The organism is Klebsiella quasipneumoniae subsp. quasipneumoniae (assembly GCF_020525925.1).
GTDB lineage: Bacteria > Pseudomonadota > Gammaproteobacteria > Enterobacterales > Enterobacteriaceae > Klebsiella > Klebsiella quasipneumoniae.
Genome location: NZ_CP084876.1, coordinates 3,418,294 through 3,438,468, shown reverse-complemented (window position 1 = coordinate 3,438,468; position 20,175 = coordinate 3,418,294). Strand labels below are relative to the sequence as shown.

At 58.7% G+C, this 20,175-nt stretch carries 17 protein-coding genes; 9 read left to right on the top strand and 8 right to left on the bottom strand.

Annotation, left to right across the window (positions count from 1 at the left end; all coding sequences use genetic code 11):
• Window positions 1-4 precede the first annotated feature (4 nt).
• Window positions 5-1,207 carry a nicotinate phosphoribosyltransferase gene (pncB, locus tag LGM20_RS16710; RefSeq protein WP_032428717.1) on the bottom strand — a complete coding sequence of 401 codons (1,203 nt, stop codon included), beginning with the start codon at window positions 1,205-1,207 and terminating at the stop codon, window positions 5-7.
• 326 nt (window positions 1,208-1,533) lie between these two features.
• Here pncB and pepN point away from each other — a divergent pair, with 326 nt between their 5' ends.
• Window positions 1,534-4,149 carry an aminopeptidase N gene (gene pepN, locus LGM20_RS16705; protein ID WP_044521934.1) on the top strand — a complete coding sequence of 872 codons (2,616 nt, stop codon included), beginning with the start codon at window positions 1,534-1,536 and terminating at the stop codon, window positions 4,147-4,149.
• Window positions 4,150-4,246: 97 nt separating this feature from the next.
• Here pepN and ssuB read toward each other — a convergent pair whose 3' ends face one another.
• The 5 genes from ssuB to ssuE are packed head-to-tail and all read right to left on the bottom strand — an operon-like array spanning window position 4,247 to window position 8,491.
• Window positions 4,247-5,020, bottom strand: coding sequence for an aliphatic sulfonates ABC transporter ATP-binding protein (gene ssuB, locus LGM20_RS16700; protein ID WP_023289039.1), 774 nt, complete (start codon window positions 5,018-5,020; stop codon window positions 4,247-4,249).
• Window positions 5,017-5,808: an aliphatic sulfonate ABC transporter permease SsuC gene (gene ssuC / locus LGM20_RS16695; RefSeq protein ID WP_004201413.1), complete on the bottom strand. Its 792-nt coding sequence runs from the start codon at window positions 5,806-5,808 to the stop codon at window positions 5,017-5,019. Before ssuC ends, ssuB begins: the two co-directional genes overlap by 4 nt.
• Window positions 5,809-5,818: 10 nt before the next feature.
• Window positions 5,819-6,964, bottom strand: a complete 1,146-nt coding sequence (ssuD, locus tag LGM20_RS16690) for an FMNH2-dependent alkanesulfonate monooxygenase (protein ID WP_023289041.1) — start codon at window positions 6,962-6,964, stop codon at window positions 5,819-5,821.
• Entirely contained in the window at window positions 6,961-7,923 is a 963-nt protein-coding gene (locus LGM20_RS16685; protein ID WP_023289042.1) for a sulfonate ABC transporter substrate-binding protein, read from the bottom strand. The genes ssuD and LGM20_RS16685 overlap by 4 nt, the downstream gene beginning before the upstream one ends.
• On the bottom strand, window positions 7,916-8,491 hold the full coding sequence (ssuE, locus tag LGM20_RS16680) for an NADPH-dependent FMN reductase (RefSeq protein ID WP_004201416.1): 576 nt from the start codon (window positions 8,489-8,491) through the stop codon (window positions 7,916-7,918). Before ssuE ends, LGM20_RS16685 begins: the two co-directional genes overlap by 8 nt.
• Before the next feature lie 248 nt (window positions 8,492-8,739).
• Here ssuE and pyrD point away from each other — a divergent pair, with 248 nt between their 5' ends.
• Window positions 8,740-9,750: a quinone-dependent dihydroorotate dehydrogenase gene (pyrD, locus tag LGM20_RS16675; protein WP_004201417.1), complete on the top strand. Its 1,011-nt coding sequence runs from the start codon at window positions 8,740-8,742 to the stop codon at window positions 9,748-9,750.
• A gap of 169 nt (window positions 9,751-9,919) precedes the next feature.
• The gene (gene zapC / locus LGM20_RS16670) at window positions 9,920-10,462 is read left to right on the top strand and encodes a cell division protein ZapC (protein WP_023289043.1); all 543 of its coding nucleotides are present in this window, start codon (window positions 9,920-9,922) and stop codon (window positions 10,460-10,462) included.
• Here zapC and LGM20_RS16665 read toward each other — a convergent pair.
• Window positions 10,459-11,568, bottom strand: a complete 1,110-nt coding sequence (locus tag LGM20_RS16665; RefSeq protein WP_017899457.1) for a YcbX family protein — start codon at window positions 11,566-11,568, stop codon at window positions 10,459-10,461. The two genes, zapC and LGM20_RS16665, sit on opposite strands and share 4 nt — an antisense overlap.
• Before the next feature lie 99 nt (window positions 11,569-11,667).
• Between LGM20_RS16665 and rlmKL the strand changes: the two genes are divergently transcribed.
• From rlmKL to rmf, 6 genes are all read left to right on the top strand, one after another.
• Window positions 11,668-13,773 (top strand): bifunctional 23S rRNA (guanine(2069)-N(7))-methyltransferase RlmK/23S rRNA (guanine(2445)-N(2))-methyltransferase RlmL, encoded by a 2,106-nt coding sequence (gene rlmKL / locus LGM20_RS16660; RefSeq protein ID WP_023289045.1) that lies wholly within the window; start codon window positions 11,668-11,670, stop codon window positions 13,771-13,773.
• A 12-nt stretch (window positions 13,774-13,785) separates the two neighbouring features.
• Window positions 13,786-15,693, top strand: coding sequence for an ABC transporter ATP-binding protein (locus tag LGM20_RS16655; protein WP_023289046.1), 1,908 nt, complete (start codon window positions 13,786-13,788; stop codon window positions 15,691-15,693).
• A gap of 14 nt (window positions 15,694-15,707) precedes the next feature.
• On the top strand, window positions 15,708-16,976 hold the full coding sequence (gene pqiA / locus LGM20_RS16650) for a membrane integrity-associated transporter subunit PqiA (protein ID WP_023289047.1): 1,269 nt from the start codon (window positions 15,708-15,710) through the stop codon (window positions 16,974-16,976).
• Window positions 16,966-18,603, top strand: coding sequence for an intermembrane transport protein PqiB (gene pqiB / locus LGM20_RS16645; protein ID WP_032455284.1), 1,638 nt, complete (start codon window positions 16,966-16,968; stop codon window positions 18,601-18,603). The genes pqiA and pqiB overlap by 11 nt, the downstream gene beginning before the upstream one ends.
• On the top strand, window positions 18,603-19,166 hold the full coding sequence (gene pqiC / locus LGM20_RS16640) for a membrane integrity-associated transporter subunit PqiC (protein WP_032455285.1): 564 nt from the start codon (window positions 18,603-18,605) through the stop codon (window positions 19,164-19,166). The genes pqiB and pqiC overlap by 1 nt, the downstream gene beginning before the upstream one ends.
• Window positions 19,167-19,418: 252 nt before the next feature.
• Window positions 19,419-19,586, top strand: a complete 168-nt coding sequence (gene rmf, locus LGM20_RS16635; RefSeq protein ID WP_002898396.1) for a ribosome modulation factor — start codon at window positions 19,419-19,421, stop codon at window positions 19,584-19,586.
• A gap of 68 nt (window positions 19,587-19,654) precedes the next feature.
• Here rmf and fabA read toward each other — a convergent pair whose 3' ends face one another.
• On the bottom strand, window positions 19,655-20,173 hold the full coding sequence (fabA, locus tag LGM20_RS16630; RefSeq protein WP_004201428.1) for a bifunctional 3-hydroxydecanoyl-ACP dehydratase/trans-2-decenoyl-ACP isomerase: 519 nt from the start codon (window positions 20,171-20,173) through the stop codon (window positions 19,655-19,657).
• Window positions 20,174-20,175: the final 2 nt, after the last annotated feature.

The following is a 20,175-nucleotide window of genomic DNA, read 5'->3' as shown; positions in this document are numbered from 1 at the left end:
TTTTTTAGCTTGCCTTTTTAATCGGCGGCAGGTCAAACGCCTCGCGCAGGGCACGGACGAAGGCCTTATCGTGGCAGATGGTTTTCCCCGGGCTGTCGGAGAGTTTCGCCACCGGTTTGCCGTTACATTCCACCAGCTTAATCACGATATTGAGCGGTTTAACCTGCGGCAGATCGCAGGTTAAACGGGTACCAATACCAAAGCTCAGCTTCACCCGCGAGGCGAAGTGGCGATACAGGTCGACGGCTTTCGCCAGGTCGAGATTATCGGAGAAGACCAGCACTTTGCTCAGCGGATCGATGCCCAGCTTCTGGTAATGGGCGATGGCTTTTTCACCCCATTCCACCGGGTCGCCGGAGTCGTGGCGCAAACCCTGATAGCGGGTGGCGAACTCCGGACCGAAATCGCGCAGGAACGCATCCATGGTGATGCAGTCGGTCAGCGCGATGCCCAGCTGGTCAGGATACTCTTCCAGCCAGGCGGCGAGGGCCGCCCGCTGGCTGCTGGCCAGGTTCGGGCTGATCTGCTGGTGGGCCTGGAACCACTCATGGGCCTGGGTGCCCATCGGGGTTAAGTTCAGACGGCGCGCCAGATCGTAGTTGCTGGTGCCGACAAACCAAGGCTCCTGCTGCAGGCGTTGCACAATGGCTTCCTGTACATCGCGTGAAAAACGACGGCGGGTGCCGAAATCCATCAGGCGGAAGGCGCTCATATCGAGGTCAGCGGTCATGGTGGCGAAGTCGCCTAGCTTATGCTCCAGCGCGTTTAGCGCTTGTTCAACGCCCATCTCGGGTGAACGGTAGCGATGGACCAGCTCGCTTATCACCGCCAGCAGGGGGACTTCCCACATGATGGCTTCCCGCCACGGGCCGGTGAGGCGAATGTTCAGCTTGCCGTTGTCATTGGCGACCGTGACCTGGCGCGGGTCATAGCGAAAATCGCGCAGCCAGTCGAGGTAATCCTGGCGAAAAAAGGGAAGGGTGGACAGCCAGCGATATTCATCATCCCGCAGCCTCAGGTCGCGCATGGACTCCACCTGCTCGCGGATCGCGTCGGCATAAATGCCGAGCAGGTCGTCTCCACGGCAGCGAAACTCCGCCGCCACATGTACATCGCCGTAGCGGTGGAAGACAGCCTGCTGCATGTGCAGCTTGTAGGCATCCGTATCAAGCAGCGAATGCAGTACAGGAGAAGTGAATTGTGTCATGGTGCGCAGTAGCATCCTCTCACTGGAGCGTTCCATCGAAACCAACGCGGAAAAAGGAGGCGGAGTATACCTTTATTACCCGGCTCTGTCCCGCGATGGCGAGCGATGGCGACGCTGACGGTCATTTGCGAGGCCTAGTTTAATATATTGAACATGGATCACACCACAAGCTTTGCGTCGGGTCGAGGGCAATTCGTGCCACGAGTGTTAACAAAATGTAGCGATTTTCGTGTTTCACGTTGAAAAGATGAAGATTCTGCATAGCGCGATTGACACAACAGGAATAGACTGGGACGACACTTTACCGAAGATGCTAAAGGTTTTTTATGACACAACAGCCCCAAGCCAAATACCGCCACGACTATCGTGCGCCGGAGTATCTGATTAGCGATATCGATTTGACCTTTGACCTGGATGCCGCAAAAACCGTTGTTACGGCCGAGAGCAAGGTCTCCCGCCATGCGGCTGCGTCTGATGTGCCATTGCGCCTGGACGGCGAAGATCTGACCCTGATTGCTCTGCAAGTGAACGGCCAGCCGTGGAGCGACTATAAAGAAGAAAACAATCAGCTGGTGATCGGCGGCTTGCCGGAGCATTTCACCCTGACCATCGTCAATGAGATCAGCCCGGCGGCGAACACCGCGCTGGAAGGTCTGTATCAGTCAGGCGAAGCGCTGTGCACCCAGTGTGAAGCGGAAGGTTTCCGCCATATCACCTGGTACCTGGACCGTCCGGATGTGCTGGCGCGCTTTACCACCAAAATTATCGCCGATAAAGCCAAATATCCGTTCCTGCTCTCCAACGGCAACCGGATGGCGGAAGGGGAACTGGAGAACGGTCGTCACTGGGTACAGTGGCAGGATCCCTTCCCGAAGCCGTGCTACCTGTTTGCGCTGGTGGCCGGTGATTTCGACGTCCTGCGCGACACTTTTACCACCCGCTCCGGGCGTGAAGTGGCGCTGGAATTGTACGTCGATCGCGGTAACCTCGACCGCGCGCCGTGGGCGATGACCTCGCTGAAAAACTCCATGAAATGGGATGAGGAGCGCTTTGGCCTCGAGTACGACCTCGACATCTATATGATTGTCGCCGTCGACTTCTTCAATATGGGAGCGATGGAAAACAAAGGGCTGAACGTCTTTAACTCCAAATATGTCCTGGCCCGCACCGACACTGCCACCGATAAAGACTACCTCGATATCGAGCGGGTGATTGGCCATGAGTATTTCCATAACTGGACCGGCAACCGCGTCACCTGTCGCGACTGGTTCCAGCTCAGCCTGAAAGAGGGGCTGACCGTGTTCCGCGATCAGGAGTTCAGTTCCGACCTCGGCTCGCGGGCGGTGAACCGCATTAACAACGTGCGCACCATGCGCGGGCTGCAGTTTGCCGAAGACGCCAGCCCGATGGCGCACCCGATCCGCCCGGATATGGTTATCGAGATGAATAACTTCTATACCCTGACGGTCTATGAAAAGGGTGCCGAAGTGATCCGCATGCTGCACACGCTGCTGGGTGAAGAAAACTTCCAGAAAGGGATGCAGCTATATTTCGAACGTCATGACGGCAGCGCCGCCACCTGCGACGATTTCGTCCAGGCGATGGAAGATGCTTCTAACGTCGACCTGTCGCACTTCCGCCGCTGGTACAGCCAGTCCGGTACGCCGATTGTCACCGTCCACGACGACTATAACCCGGAAACCGAGCAGTATACGCTGACCATCAGCCAGCGCACGCCGCCGACCGCCGAGCAGGCTGAGAAACAGCCGCTGCATATTCCGTTTGCCATCGAGCTGTACGATAACGAAGGTAAGGTGATCCCCCTGCAGAAGGGCGGTCATCCGCTGCACCCGGTGCTTAATGTGACTCAGGCTGAGCAGACCTTCGTCTTTGATAATGTCTATTTCCAGCCGGTCCCGGCCCTGCTGTGCGAGTTTTCAGCACCGGTGAAACTGGAATACAAGTGGAGCGATCAGCAGCTGACCTTCCTGATGCGCCATGCGCGGAATGATTTCTCGCGCTGGGATGCGGCGCAGAGTCTGCTGGCGACCTACATCAAGCTGAACGTCAACCGTCATCAGCAGGGACAGCCGCTGTCGCTGCCGGTGCACGTGGCGGACGCCTTCCGCGCGATTCTGCTCGACGAGAAGATTGACCCGGCGCTGGCCGCCGAGATCTTAACCCTGCCGTCGGCCAACGAAATCGCCGAGATGTTCGCCATTATCGATCCTATCGCCATCGCCACCGTGCGCGAGGCGCTCACCCGCACCCTGGCGAACGAGCTGGCGGACGAATTCCTCGCGGTATATAACGCCAATAAGCTCGACAGCTACCGGGTGGAGCACGCCGATATCGGTAAGCGAGCCCTGCGCAATACCTGCCTGCGCTATCTGGCGTTCGCAGAGCCGACGCTGGGCGATAAGCTGGTGGCGGCGCAGTATCACCAGGCGGATAACATGACCGACGCGCTGGCCGCGCTGTCGGCGGCGGTTGCCGCTGAGCTGCCGTGCCGCGATGCGCTGATGCAGGAGTATGACGACAAATGGCATCAGGACGGCCTGGTGATGGACAAGTGGTTTATCCTGCAGTCCACCAGTCCGGCGGCCAATGTGGTCGAAACGGTACGCGGTCTGCTGAACCATCGTTCGTTCAGCATGAGCAACCCGAACCGCGTGCGGTCGCTCATCGGCGCTTTCGCCAGCAGCAACCCGGCGGCGTTCCATGCTGAAGACGGTAGCGGCTACCAGTTCCTGGTGGAGATGCTGACCGAGCTTAACCAGCGCAACCCGCAGGTCGCCTCGCGACTGATTGAGCCGTTGATTCGTCTGAAGCGTTATGATGAGAAACGCCAGGCGCTGATGCGCGCCGCGCTGGAGCAGCTGAAGGGGCTGAAGGATCTCTCAGGCGATCTGTACGAGAAAATCAGTAAGGCGCTGGCGTAACGGTGGCAAAATCCCCGGTTGCGCTCTCGCTTACCGGGGCTACAGCGCTGTGCGATTTGGTAGCCCGGCCGAGCGAAGCGCGGGCCGGGGACGTTAGTTAGCCATGACTAAACAAACGCGGTGCGCTCTCGCTCTTGCCGCGTTTCATCACCCGATCCAGCACCTCCGCCTCCAGCTCGGCCAGCTTCGCCGAACCGGTGCGCCGCGGTCGCGGAATATCCACGTTCAAATCGAGACCGATCTTCTTCTCTTCAATCAACAGCACCCGGTCGGCCATCGCCACGGCTTCGCTGACGTCGTGGGTCACCAGCAGGACCGTAAAGCCATGCTCCTGCCACAGGGAGACGATCAGCTCCTGCATCTCCAGACGGGTGAGGGCGTCCAGCGCCCCCAGCGGCTCGTCCAGCAGCAGCAGGCGCGGGCGATGGATCAGCGCGCGGGCCAGCGCAACGCGCTGCTTCTGCCCGCCCGACAGCGCCGCCGGCCACTCCTGCGCGCGGCTCTCGAGTCCGACGCTGGCCAACGCCTGCAGGGCGGCGTCGCGCCAGGCGCCTTTTAACCCCAGCCCCACGTTATCAATCACCGTTTTCCACGGCAGCAGGCGCGCATCCTGAAACATCATCCGGGTGTCGTCCTGGATCGCCGCCAGCGGCGTCGCGCCTGCCAGCAGCTCGCCGGCATTCGGCTTTTCCAGGCCCGCCAGCAGGCGCAGCAGGGTGCTTTTGCCGCCGCCGCTGCGGCCCACCACCGCCACAAACTGGCCGCTGGGGATATGCAGATCCAGCTCGTTAAGAATGGTGTTGTCGCCATAGCGTTTAGTCACCCCGTTCAGCAGCAGCGGGATACCTGGGTTCAGACGGGCAGTGTTCATGCGTTAGCCTCCTGAAGATGATACGCCGGGTTCCAGCGCAGCCAGAGCCGCTCCAGCAGCTGGGCGCTGACGTCGGCCAGTTTGCCAAGAATGGCGTAAAGAATGATGGCGACCACCACCACGTCGGTTTGCAGAAATTCACGCGCATTCATCGCCAGGTAGCCGATACCGGCGTTCGCCGAGATGGTTTCGGCGACAATAAGCGTCAGCCACATCAGACCGAGTGCAAAACGCACGCCGACCATAATCGAGGGCAGGGCGCCGGGTAAAATCACGTGACGGAAAAGAGCAAAGCCGGATAAACCATAGCTGCGCGCCATCTCCACCAGCCCACGGTCGATATTGCGGATCCCGTGCCAGGTATTGATATAGATCGGAAACAGGGTGCCCAGCGATACGAGGAAGATCTTGGCGGTCTCATCGATGCCGAACCACAAGATCACCAGTGGGATCAGCGCCAGGTGCGGCACATTGCGCAGCATCTGGATCGACGTGTCCAGCAGGCGCTCGCCCCAGCGTGACAGACCGCTGATCAGGCCGAGCACCAGTCCAATGGAGCCGCCGATGGCGAAGCCGACCAGCGCCCGCCACGAGCTAATGGCCAGATGCTGCCACAGCTCACCGCTGGCCGAGAGCGTCCAGAACGCTTTCAAAACGCCCTCCGGCGAGGGCAGCACCCGCGTCGACAGCCAGCCGACGGACGACGCCAGCTGCCAGACAATGACCGTTCCCACCGGCAGCAGCCAGGGGGCGAGGCGTAATAACAGGGGATGGGTTGATTTTGCCATCAGTGCCTCCTCAGCTCTGCGCCACTTTACGCGGGATAAACTCGTTGGCGACGGCTTCCCCCTGCAGACGCAGGTTGTGCGGCTGCGGAACAGATGGCACCGCGACGTCGAGCAGCGGGAACAGCAGCTCGCCGACCCGATACGCCTCTTCCAGATGCGGATAGCCGGAGAAGATAAAGCTATCGATACCCAGCGCGGCGTATTCATTGATCCTTTCGGCAACGGTAGCGGCATCGCCCACCAACGCGGTTCCGGCGCCGCCGCGCGCCAAACCGACGCCAGCCCACAGGTTGGGGCTGATTTCCAGCTTATCGCGTCGACCGTTGTGCAGCGCCGCCATCCGCTGCTGGCCGACGGAGTCGGTTCTGGCGAAGGCCGCCTGGGCGCGGGCGATAGTCTCATCATCCAGATGGGAGATAAGGCTGTCCGCCGCCTGCCAGGCTTCCTCATTGGTTTCCCGCACAATCACGTGCAGGCGGATGCCAAAACGCACCCGGCGACCGTGTCGGGCGGCTTTCTCCCGCACCTGAGCTATCTTCTCTGCCACCTGGGCTGGCGGTTCGCCCCAGGTAAGATAGAGATCGACCTGCTCAGCGGCCAGATCCTGCGCTACCTCAGACGATCCGCCGAAATAGAGCGGCGGACGCGGCTGCTGGAGCGGCGGGAACAGCAGTTTGGCGTCGCGAACGCGCTGATGCTTGCCGTTAAAGGTGACAGTCTCCCCCTCCATCAGCTTGCGCCAGATATGGGTAAATTCAGCCGAGGCCTCATAGCGCTCGGTGTGGTCGAGGAAGACACCGTCGCCTGCCAGCTCGGCGGGATCGCTGCCGGTGACCAGATTGAACAGCGCCCGGCCGTTCGACAGTCGGTCCAGGGTCGCCGCCTGGCGCGCGGCCACCGTCGGCGACACCACGCTTGGCCTCAGGGCGACAAGAAATTTCAGCCGCTGCGTTACCGGGATCATCGAGGCCGCAACCAGCCAGGCATCTTCACATGAGCGCCCGGTCGGGATCAGTACGCCGGTGAATCCCAGCCGATCCGCCGTCTGCGCGATTTGCTGCAGATAGCCGTAATCGACCGGACGGGCTCCCTCTTCGGTACCCAGATAACGACCATCACCATGGGTCGGTAAAAACCAGAACATATTCAGACTCATGATTTCGCTCCTTGTGCGGCGGCGGGCTGCCAGATGCGGGCCCGGATATCAACTTTTTTCGGCACCAGCTTGTTCTCATAGAACAGGTCGGCCGTCTGCTGCTGGCGAGCGGCGGTTTCAGCGCTCACCGGGGTCACCGAGGTGGGGGGACGATGGTCCAGGTAGCTGGCGATCACCGCTTCCGGTAATCCCATCGTTTTTGCCAGCAGCGTAATGCTTTGCGCACGCTGGCTATGGGTCAGGGCATCGGCCTGGGTAAAGGTATCGAGTACGCCCTCAATAAAGGCGCCATTGCGTTCAGCGTAAGGGCGGGAAGCGAGATAGAAGGATCCCGTCTGTTTCAGGTCGGTTCCGTCGGTCAGCACCCGGGCGCCTCCCTGCAGCAGCGCGGCGGAGTAATACGGATCCCAGATCGCCCAGGCGTCGACATTGCCCTGCTGGAAGGCGGCGCGCGCATCGGCGGGGGCGAGATAGACCGGCTGAATGTCGCTAAACTTCAAACCTGCGAGCTGCAGGGCGCGCAGCAGCAGATTGTGGGAGCTGGAGCCTTTCTGAAAAGCGACCTTTTTCCCTTTTAGCTCAGCCACGTTATGAATCGGGCTGCCCTGCGCCACCAGAATCACTTCCGCTTTGGGCTTTGGCGGTTCCGAACCGATATACACCAGATCGGCGCCGGCCGCCTGCGCAAAGATAGGCGGAATGTCGCCAGTGCTGCCAATATCGATGCTGCCGACGTTCAGCGCCTCCAGCATCTGCGGACCGGCCGGAAATTCAATCCACGAAATATGGGTTTGCGGGTAGCGCTGCTCCAGCAGCTGATGGCTTTTCGCCAGCACCATGCTGACGCTGCCTTTCTGATAGCCGATGCGCAGGGCGTCAGGCGCCGCCGGGGCGGCATGGCCCAGGGCGGAGAACAGCAGCAGCCCGCCGAGGGTCAGAGCGCGGAGAGGATTAAGCATGTTCCACCCCACGCAGAGACGTTAACGACGGGGCGCGGCTGCTGGGGCGATGCAGCGCCTGCCAGAAGGTCTCCAGGGCTTCATCGAGGCGCCGCTGCAGGTTCGGGGTAAACTGCGGCTTGTGCTGGTAATCGGTCACCTGGCTGTCGTCAGCGAAGACGCCATGGAGGATCTCCTGAGCCTTGAGGGCATTCAGCACCGGCTTCAGGGCGTAGTCCACCGCCAGCATGTGGGCGATGGTGCCGCCGGTGGCCAGCGGCAGCACGATTTTGCCCTCCAGCGCCCGCTCTGGAAGCAGGTCGAGCAGCGTTTTCAGGGCGCCGGAAAACGAGGCTTTATACACCGGCGTGGCGATGATCAGTCCGTCAGCCCCGGCCAGCTGCTCATTGAGCGTCTGCAGCGCCGGGTTGTCAAAGCGAGCGTACAGGAGGTCTTCCGGGGCAAAGTTCTGCAGATGCCAGTGGCAGACTTCGATATCGGCGGCGGTGAGCGTCTCTCTGGCGTATTCCAGCAGGGCGCTGGAACGGGAAGGGTAACGCGGGCTGCCCGCAAGCGTAATGACGCGCATCTCTCTCTCCTTATAACTAAATGTTTGCATTTATCTATAATTGATAACATTTCTAGTGAGTGTGACAGAGGGCCATTCTTTCCCTAAATGATTTATCCACCGTTAGATAGCCGAAAAGCGCATAACGGCGCGCGGGGAGGTAATCGTTTGCGCTGATGGGGGATTTTTTGTCGCAGGTCAATTCCCTTTCCGCAACAGATCGCACATAATACGCCCCCGGTTTGCACACCGGGAATCCAGGAGAGTTCATGTACTACCCCTTCGTTCGTAAAGCCCTTTTTCAGCTCGATCCTGAGCGCGCTCATGAAGTTACCTTTCAACAATTACGCCGTGTCACCGGGACGCCGCTGGAAATACTGGTTCGCCAGAAGGTGCCGGCCAGGCCTGTCACCTGCATGGGGCTGACCTTTAAAAACCCGCTGGGTCTGGCGGCCGGGCTGGATAAAAACGGGGAATGCATTGACGCGCTGGGCGCGATGGGTTTTGGATCCATTGAGATCGGCACCGTGACGCCGCGTCCGCAACCGGGCAACGATAAGCCAAGGATCTTCCGTCTGGTGGATGCCGAGGGGTTGATCAACCGCATGGGCTTTAATAACCATGGCGTCGATAACCTGGTTGAGAACGTGAAAAAGGCGCATTTTGACGGCGTGCTGGGCATCAATATCGGCAAAAATAAAGACACGCCGGTTGAGCACGGGAAAGATGATTACCTGATTTGTATGGAAAAAGTCTATCCCTACGCCGGCTATATCGCCATTAATATCTCCTCGCCGAATACCCCGGGGCTGCGCACGCTGCAATACGGCGAAGCGCTCGATGATTTACTCTCCGGTATTAAAAATAAGCAGCTTGAGCTGCAGCAGAAGCATCAAAAATATGTTCCGGTCGCCGTGAAGATCGCGCCGGATCTTTTGCCTGAGGAATTGATCCAGGTTGCCGATAGCCTCGTGCGTCATAATATTGATGGCGTGATTGCCACCAATACCACCCTCGATCGTTCTCTGGTTCAGGGAATGAAACATTGCGATGAGACCGGCGGACTTAGCGGTCGTCCATTACAATTAAAAAGTACCGAAATTATCCGTATGCTCTCTGCTGAGCTCAATGGCCGCTTGCCTATCATTGGCGTGGGCGGTATTGATTCCGTGATTGCCGCGCGGGAAAAAATGGCCGCCGGAGCATCGCTGGTGCAGATCTATTCCGGATTTATTTTTAAAGGTCCGCCGCTGATTAAAGAAATTGTTACCCACATCTAATCTTTTCCTCCTCTGAATCCCACCCAGGGCTTTATTTCCGGCCCTGGTTGTTTTATATTCCCTCACTGTTGCTTATTTAAACATTTTAGACTTTTCTTAATTTTAGAAAATATTCTGCGGCAAGTCGCAACAACTTTGCAGAGGCGTATGAAAGGGGACAGGGGGAAAAATGCGGATTAAACCTGACGATAACTGGCGTTGGTATTACGATGAAGAGCACGACCGCATGATGCTCGATCTGGCCAATGGCATGTTATTTCGCTCGCGCTTCGCCCGGCGCATGCTGACCCCGGACGCTTTTGCCCCATCGGGATTCTGCGTCGATGACGCCGCGCTCTATTTCTCCTTTGAAGAAAAATGCCGCGATTTCGAGTTGTCGAAAGAGCAGCGGGCGGAATTAGTCCTCAACGCATTAACCGCGATCCGTTTTCTCAAACCGCAGATGCCGAAAAGCTGGCACTTCGTCGCCCATCCCCATCACTGGCAGCCGAGCGGCGGCGACGCGGCCTGCGTCTGGCTGAGCGATACCGGGGAGCAGGTCAATTTGCTGGTGGTGGAGCCGGGCGATAACGCCGCGCTTTGTCTGCTGGCCCAGCCGGGTCTCACGCTTGCCGGCCGCGTTATGCAGCTGGGCGATGTGATTAAAATCATGAACGACAGGCTGCAGCCGGCGCAAAGCGCGGTCAGCTACAGCCTGGGGCAGGCGGTTTAAGGCGCCAGGCGCAGGGCCGTTTTCGGCACGCAGCTGCAGGCGAGAATGGTGCCATCTCCGGCGACCGCATTTTTCTTTAACGGACTCACTTCCCCCTCTTCAAGACGGATGCGGCAGCTGCCGCAGATCCCCGCCCGACACGAGTAGGGTACGCGAATGCCCTGTTGCTCCAGTTGTTCCAGCAGCACCTGCTGGTTATTGCCGGTAAATTGTTGACCCTGCCATTCAATGGCAACCGTGGCCTGCTGCTGCGCCTCGGGAGCCGGGGTATCGTCGCTTTCGCCGGCGCCGTAGGCTTTCGCCGGGCCGCGGGCGAGGATTTCCACTTCATCCCCCACCCGGATCACGCCGCTGTTACGGGCTATCAGGTTCTGACCAAAGTCGACATCGCCATTATCCTGCGCGGTGCGGAAGCGCTTTAAGGTTTCCAGCGGCTCTCCGCTGGGATGCTTCTGCCCGCGCTCCGGACTGACGGTGGTAAAAATGCAGCGGCTGCACGGCTTGGCGACGTCAAATACCACCTCGCCGACGCGGATCACTTTCCAGCTGTCTTCATCCCAGGCCGCCGCGCCGGTGACCACGAGATTAGGGCGAAACTGTTCTATGCTTACGCTTGCCGGGCAGCGCTGCTGCAGGTCGCGCAGCGAGGCCTCGTTAGCCAGCAGGTAAGGGTAGCCGTCGGCGAAGGAGAGCGGTACCGCATCGTGGCGCTTCACCCGGCGGGTTAACTGTGGCCCCAGCCAGCGCAGCTGGACATCGCGATTGAAAAAGCCGCTGAGCCACTGATTAACGGCGGCGGGCGCGATAAGGGCGGTAAAATGGTTGCCCCAGACTTCTGTCGGCTCGGCCTGAGGGGCGAAATCGTTAAAACGCACCACGGCGCTGCTGCCGTCCGGTGCGGTCAGGTGAAGGCCATCATGCAGCGGCGCCGGAATAAATTTCACCATTTGCGGAAACTGACGGGCGGTAATAAAGGTGCCGTCGGTTTCGGTGACCATAAACAGGCGATCGAAGGCCAGGCCGCTGATATCGGCAAAGGCGTGGGTCAGGCCCATGCCGCGCATGGATTTAACGGGATGAATAAAAAGACGCGAGAGCGTTACCATACGCTGCCTCCGGGTTCCAAAAATAAGCCTATAACTTTATGACATAGGGCACATATTGGCTATAATGCGCACCAATTTTCTTTAAGTAAAAGTGACGATATGAATTCTCTGTTTGCCAGTACGGCTCGTGGGCTGGAAGAGCTGTTAAAAACTGAACTGGAAGGGCTTGGCGCGACGGACTGCCAGGTAGTCCAGGGCGGGGTCCATTTTCAGGGGGATACGCGCCTGCTGTATCAAAGCCTGATGTGGAGCCGGCTGGCTTCGCGCATCATGCTGCCGCTGGGCGAGTGTCGCGTATACAGCGATCTGGATCTGTACCTCGGCGTACAGGCCATTCCGTGGACGGAGATGTTCAACCCTGGCGCCACCTTCGCGGTGCATTTTAGCGGCCTCAATGAGGAGATCCGCAACAGCCAGTACGGTGCGCTGAAGGTCAAAGACGCCATTGTCGACAGCTTCACCCGTAAGAACCTGCCGCGCCCGAACGTCGATCGTGAGTCGCCCGATCTGCGGATCAACGTCTGGCTGAACAAAGAGACGGCGCACATCTCGCTGGATCTGAGCGGCGAAGGCCTGCACCTGCGCGGCTACCGCGATGGCACCGGTATGGCGCCGATCAAAGAAAACCTCGCGGCGGCGATCGTGATGCGCTCCGGCTGGGTGCCGGGCACCCCGCTCCTCGATCCGATGTGCGGCTCCGGTACCCTGCTGATTGAGGCGGCGATGCTGGCGACCGACCGCGCGCCGGGTCTGCACCGCGGCCACTGGGGCTTTGGCGGCTGGGCGCAGCACGACGACGCCATCTGGAAAGAAGTGAAAGCGGAAGCGCAAACGCGCGCCCGTCAGGGGCTGGCGGCATATGGGTCACGCTTCTATGGCTCTGATGTCGACGAACGCGTCATTGACCGCGCCCGTCGCAACGCCCGTCGGGCCGGCATCGGCGAGCTGATCGATTTTGAAGTCAAAGACGTCGCCCAGCTGAATAATCCGCTACCGAAAGGCCCGTACGGCACCGTGATCAGCAACCCGCCGTACGGCGAGCGTCTGGAAAGCGAGCCGGCGCTGATTGCCCTGCACAGCCTGCTGGGCCGGATCATGAAAAGTCAGTTTGGCGGCTGGAACCTGTCGGTGTTCAGCGCCTCGCCGGAGCTGTTAAGCTGCCTGCAGCTGCGCGCCGACAAACAGTTTAAAGCCAAGAACGGCCCGCTGGACTGCGTACAGAAGAATTATCACCTGGCGGAGAGCGAAGGCGGCAAGCCGGCGATGCTGGCGGAAGATTTTGCTAACCGTCTGCGTAAGAACCTGAAGAAGTTTGAAAAATGGGCCCGTCAGGAAGGCATTGAATGCTATCGCCTGTACGATGCTGACCTGCCGGAATACAACGTGGCCATCGACCGCTACGCCGACTGGGTGGTGGTCCAGGAATATGCCCCGCCGAAAACCGTCGATGCGCACAAAGCGCGCCAGCGCCTGTTCGATATTATCGCCGCGACCATCGCCGTACTGGACATGGCGCCTAACAAGCTGGTGCTGAAGACCCGCGAGCGGCAGAAGGGGAAAAACCAGTACCAGAAGATGGCGGAGAAGGGCGACTTTATCGAGGTGCAGGAGTACAACGCGCGCCTGTGGGTCAACCTCACCGACTACCTGGATACCGGTCTGTTCCTCGACCACCGTATCGCCCGCCGTATGCTCGGCCAGATGAGCAAAGGCAAGGACTTCCTGAACCTGTTCTCCTATACCGGCAGCGCCAGCGTCCACGCCGGTCTCGGCGGCGCGCGCTCCACCACCACGGTGGATATGTCGCGCACCTACCTGGAATGGGCGGAACGCAACCTGCGTCTCAATGGCCTGACCGGCCGCGCGCATCGCCTGATGCAGGCGGACGTGCTGGGCTGGCTGCGGGAGAGCACCGAGCAGTTCGATCTGATCTTTATCGATCCGCCGACCTTCTCCAACTCCAAACGAATGGAAGATGCTTTCGACGTCCAGCGCGATCACATTCGCCTGATGACCGATCTGAAACGTCTGCTGCGTAAAGGCGGCACCATTATGTTCTCGAATAACAAACGCGGTTTCCGTATGGATCATGACGGGCTGGCGGCGCTTGGCCTGAAGGCGCAAGAGATTTCGCAAAAAACGCTGTCGCAGGATTTTGCCCGCAACCGTCAGATCCACAACTGCTGGCTGATTACCGCAGCCTGAAAGGAATAAAGAATGTCACTGATTAGTATGCACGGCGCCTGGCTTTCCTTCAGCGATGCGCCGCTGCTGGATAATGCCGAGCTGCATATCGAAGATAACGAACGCGTCTGCCTCGTCGGACGCAACGGCGCCGGTAAATCGACCCTGATGAAGATCCTCAACCGCGAGCAGGGGCTGGATGACGGGCGCATTATTTATGAACAGGATCTGATTGTGGCGCGTCTGCAGCAGGATCCGCCGCGCAATGTCGCCGGTACGGTGTACGATTTTGTCGCGGAAGGCATCGCCGAGCAGGCGGCCTACCTGAAGGCCTATCATGACGTGTCGCATCAGGTCATGACCGATCCGAGTGACAAAAATTTAAATGAACTGGCGCGCCTGCAGGAGCAGCTCGATAACCTGGGGCTGTGGCAGCTGGACAGCCGCATTAACGAAGTGATTGAGCAGCTTGGTCTCGACGCCAACGCGCAGCTGGCATCCCTGTCCGGTGGCTGGCTGCGTAAAGCGGCGCTGGGCCGCGCGCTGGTCAGCGGGCCGCGCGTGCTGCTGCTCGATGAACCCACCAACCACCTGGATATCGAAACCATCGACTGGCTGGAAGGGTTCCTCAAAACCTTTAAAGGCACCATTATCTTTATTTCGCACGACCGCTCCTTTATCCGCAATATGGCGACGCGCATCGTCGACCTCGATCGCGGCAAGCTGGTGACCTACCCGGGCGATTACGATCAGTATCTGCTGGATAAAGAGGAAGCCCTGCGGGTTGAAGAGCTGCAGAATGCGGAATTCGACCGCAAGCTGGCCCAGGAAGAGGTATGGATCCGCCAGGGGATCAAAGCGCGCCGCACGCGTAACGAAGGCCGCGTTCGCGCCCTGAAGGCGATGCGTCGCGAGCGCGGAGAGCGCCGGGAAGTGATGGGCAGTGCCAGAATGCAGGTTGAAGAGGCTTCGCGCTCCGGCAAAATCGTGTTCGAAATGGAGAACGTCAACTACCAGGTTGATGGCAAAGTGCTGGTGAAAGATTTCTCCGCGCAGATCCAGCGTGGCGACAAGATTGCCCTGATTGGCCCCAACGGCTGTGGGAAAACCACGCTGCTGAAGCTGATGCTTGGCCAGCTGCAGGCCGACAGCGGGCGGATCCACGTCGGTACTAAACTGGAAGTCGCCTACTTCGACCAGCACCGCGCAGAGCTGGATCCGGATCGGACGGTGATGGATAACCTCGCGGAAGGTAAGCAAGAGGTGATGGTTAACGGTAAGCCGCGCCATGTGCTGGGCTACCTGCAGGACTTCCTGTTCCATCCAAAACGGGCGATGACCCCGGTGCGCGCGCTCTCCGGTGGGGAACGTAACCGCCTGCTGCTGGCGCGGCTGTTCCTGAAACCCAGCAACTTATTGATTCTCGATGAACCGACAAACGACCTGGATGTCGAAACGCTGGAGCTGCTGGAAGAGCTGATCGATGGCTATCAGGGCACCGTGATGCTGGTAAGCCACGATCGTCAGTTCGTGGATAACACCGTAACCGAATGCTGGATCTTCGAAGGCGGCGGTCGCATCGGCCAGTACATCGGCGGCTATCACGATGCCCGCGGCCAGCAGGCCCAGTCGTTGGCGCAGAAGCAGCCGGCAGCGAAAAAAACGATGGAAGTCGCTCAGCCAAAAGCAGAAACTGTCAAACGCGGTGGGAACAAACTAAGCTATAACCTGCAGCGCGAGCTGGAACAGCTGCCGCAGAAGCTGGAAGCTCTCGAGGCCGAACTGCAGACGCTGCAGGAACAGGTTGCCGATCCCGACTTCTTTGGACAACCGCACGATCGCACGCAGCAGGTGCTGGCAAAGCTGGCCGAAGCGGAACAGGCGCTGGAAGCAGCCTTTGAACGCTGGGAATATCTCGAAGGATTAAAGAACGGCGCCTGAGCCGAGGAGTTGTCATGTGCGATCATCATCATGCTGCGCGACATATTTTATGTCCCCAATGTGATTTGCTGGTGGCTTTGCCGCAGCTGGAGCATCGCCAGAAAGCCGCTTGCCCGCGCTGCGGTACAACGTTAACCACCACGTGGGACGCGCCTCGCCAGCGTCCCACGGCTTACGCGTTGGTCGCGCTGTTTATGCTGCTGTTGGCCAACCTGTTTCCATTTATCTACATGAAAGTGGGCGGGATCAGCAGCGAAATAGAGCTGTTGGAAATTCCCAATGTGTTATTTACCGAGGATTACGCCAGCCTCGGCACCTTCTTTTTACTCTTTGTGCAACTGGTACCGGCCTTTTGCCTGGTCACCATTCTGCTGTTGGTCAATCGGGTCAGGATGCCCGCTGGCCTGAAAGCGTTTCTGGCGCGAATTCTGTTTCACCTGAAGACGTGGGGAATGGCGGAGATCTTTCTTGCCGGCGTGCTGGTGAGCTTCGTTAAGCTGATGGCCTATGGCGATATCGGTATCGGTCTGAGCTTTGTTCCGTGGTGCATGTTTTGTCTGCTGCAGTTACGCACTTTCCAGTGCGTCGACCGCCGCTGGCTGTGGGATGATATTGCCCCCATGCCAGCCATTAGCCAACCGCTGAAGGTCGGAGTGGCCGGCATCCGCCAGGGGCTGCGCTCCTGCGCCTGCTGCACGGCGGTGTTACCCGTCGACCAGACGGTCTGCCCGCGCTGTCATAGTAAAGGAACGGCGCGGCGTAAAAACAGCCTGCAGTGGACGCTGGCCCTGCTGGTGACCTCATTTATCCTCTATCTCCCCGCCAATATTATGCCGATCATGATCACCGATCTGCTGGGCGATAAAATGCCGTCAACCATCATGGCCGGGGTAATTTTACTGTGGAGCGAGGGGTCTTATCCGGTGGCGCTGGTGATTTTTATTGCCAGTATTATGGTGCCGACGCTAAAGATGATCGCTATCGCCTGGCTGTGCTGGAATGCCAATGGCAACGGTGCGCGCGATTCGGAACGCATGCATCTGATCTATGAAGTGGTGGAATTTGTTGGCCGCTGGTCAATGATTGATGTTTTTGTCATCGCCGTACTCTCTGCGCTGGTGCGCATGGGAGGGTTGATGAATATCTATCCCGCCATCGGCGCGGTTATGTTTGCGCTGGTGGTGGTGATGACCATGTTTTCAGCCATGACGTTTGATCCCCGTTTACTGTGGGATCGTGAGCCAGATTCAAGCCATGAGGAAAGACAACAACATGGAAAATAAGAGCGGAGAAGCGAAAGTGCAGAAGGTGAAGAACTGGTCACCGGTGTGGATCTTCCCTATCGTCACTGCGCTGATCGGGGCGTGGATCCTGTTTTATCATTACAGCCATCAGGGACCTGAGGTCACGCTGATCACCACGAATGCGGAGGGGATTGAAGGGGGAAAAACCCGTATCAAGAGCCGTAGCGTGGACGTTGGGGTGGTGGAGAGCGCCACGCTGACCGACGATTTAACCCACGTGGAAATCAAAGCCCGCCTCAATTCCGGGATGCAGAAATTACTGCACAACGATTCCGTCTTCTGGGTGGTTAAACCGCAGGTAGGGCGCGAGGGGATCAGTGGCCTGGGAACATTATTGTCCGGGGCCTATATTGAACTGCAGCCGGGGTCGAAAGGTACGGTGCCGGAGCAGTATCCGCTGCTTGATTCTCCGCCGCTGGCCTCGCCGGACGCCAAGGGGATCCGTATTCTGCTGGAGAGCAGCAAGGCGGGCCAGCTGTCGCCGGGCGATCCGGTGCTGTTCCGCGGCTATCGCGTGGGGTCGGTGGAAACCAGCACCTTCGACACCCAGAAACGTCGTATCACTTATCAGTTGTTCATCAATGCGCCCAATGACCGCCTGGTAACCACCAATGTCCGCTTCTGGAAAGACAGTGGGATCGCTGTCGATTTGACCTCGGCGGGGATGCGCGTCGAGATGGGCTCGCTGTCGACGCTGTTTGGCGGCGGCGTGAGCTTCGATATTCCGGAAGGACTGGATCTCGGCGAGCCGGTGGCGAATAAAACGGAATACCATCTGTTTGACGATCAGAAGAGCATCCAGGATTCGGTCTTTACCGAACATATTGACTATGTGATGTTCTTCAAAGACTCAGTTCGCGGCCTGCAGCCCGGCGCGCCGGTGGAGTTCCGCGGCATCCGTCTGGGAACCGTCGGCAAAGTGCCATTCTTCATCCCCGGTCTGAAGCAGCGTTTGAACGACGACTATCGCATTCCGGTGGAAGTGCGGGTTGAACCGCAACGTCTGATTAACCAGCTGGGCGGCGATCCGAATATTCGCGCCCACATTGACGATCTGATCAACCGCGGACTGCGCGGCTCGCTGAAAACCGGCAATCTGGTGACCGGCGCGCTGTATATCGATCTCGACTTCTATCCGAAGGCGCCGCCGCGCGGGAAAATGCAGGAGTTTAACGGCTATCCGATTATCCCGACCATCAGCGGTGGTCTGGCGCAGATCCAGCAGCGTCTGATGGATGCGCTGGATAAGATTAATAACCTGCCGCTCAATCCGTTGCTGGAGCAGGCGACGAGCACCCTGGCGCAGAGCGAGAAGACCATGCAGCACGTGCAGACCACGCTGGATAGTCTGAATAAGATCACCTCCAGCCAGTCGATGCAGCAGTTGCCTGCCGATATGCAGACGACGCTGCGCGAGCTGAACCGCAGCATGCAGGGCTTCCAGCCGGGCTCCGCGGCCTACAATAAGATGGTGGCCGATATGCAGCGTCTGGATCAGGTGCTGCGCGAGCTGCAGCCGGTCCTGAAAACGCTCAATGATAAGAGCAATGCGCTGGTATTTGAGGCGAAGGATAAAAAAGACCCACAGCCGAAGGGAGCGAAATAATGAAAAAATGGTTACTCGCGGCAACCGTATGCGTGCTGACGGCATGCAGTAGCGGCGGCGAAAGCAAAACGTATTACCAGCTGCCGGTGGCGCAGGGCGGCGCACAGCGCGCCGCCAGCCAGGGGGCACGTCTGCTGTGGGTTGAGCAGGTCAGCATCCCGGATTATCTGGCGGGTAACGGGGTGGTCTACCAGACCACCGACGTACAGTATGTGATCGCCAATAATAATCTGTGGGCCAGCCCGCTGGACCAGCAGCTGCGCACTACGCTGGTGGCGAACCTGAGCCAACAGCTGCCGGGCTGGGTAGTGTCATCCCAGCCGCTGGGTAGCGAACAGGATACGCTCAACGTCGCGGTCAACGGCTTTCACGGACGCTACGACGGGCGGGTTATCGTCAGCGGTGAGTGGCTGCTGAAGCATCAGGGGCAGCTGATCAAGCGCCCGTTTAACATCGTGCTTAAGCAGGATCAGGATGGATATGATGCGATGGTCAAGACCCTGGCGCAGGCGTGGAGCCAGGAGGCGGCAGCCATTGCCAGCGAGCTTAACCGTCTGCCATAAGTAAAATTCATCACGCTGATCTGCCGCGCGGTTCATCTGAGCCGCGCGGCTTTTTTTTGTCAAGTCAGTTCGTTACCGGCCGGTGTGCCAGGTGAACAAAAAATGAACTCTTATATAGGTCACAAATATGACAATGGCGTGAATTTTGCGCATTGACGTCGCCTTCATTTCGCGGTATTCGTAACCCGTGGCTGCACAATTTGCGACCACTGTTTTCTTTTCCACCAGATCAAAGAATGAGGGAAACGAGGCATGAAGAGACAAAAACGAGATCGCCTGGAACGGGCACATCAACGCGGATATCAGGCGGGTATCGCAGGAAGATCGAAAGAAATGTGTCCATACCAGAGCTTGAATCAACGCTCATGGTGGCTGGGAGGCTGGCGAGAAGCCATGGAGGACAGGGTACTAACGGCCTGACACTGTCTCTTTAAAAAAGAAGCCTCCGCATAGCGGGGGCTTCGCCTTTTAATCGCTGCTGAACGTTATCAGAAAGCGGAAGTATCCTGGAACAGACCCACTTTCAGATCGCTTGCGGTGTAGATCAGACGATCGTCAACCAGCACTTCTCCATCCGCAAGGCCCATAATCAGACGACGGTTAACGATGCGTTTGAAGTGGATGCGGTAGGTCACTTTTTTCGCGGTCGGCAGAACCTGCCCCGTGAATTTCACTTCGCCAACGCCCAACGCACGGCCTTTGCCTTCGCCGCCGAGCCAGCCGAGATAGAAACCTACCAGCTGCCACATGGCATCCAGGCCCAGGCAGCCCGGCATCACCGGATCGCCGATAAAGTGGCAACCGAAGAACCACAGGTCCGGGTTGATGTCGAGTTCGGCCTCAACATAACCTTTGTCGTAGTTACCACCGGTTTCGGTCATTTTGATGACGCGGTCCATCATCAGCATGTTTGGCGCCGGCAACTGCGGGCCTTTCGCGCCGAACAGTTCACCACGACCAGAGGCAAGAAGATCTTCTTTTGTATAGGATTCGCGTTTATCTACCATGT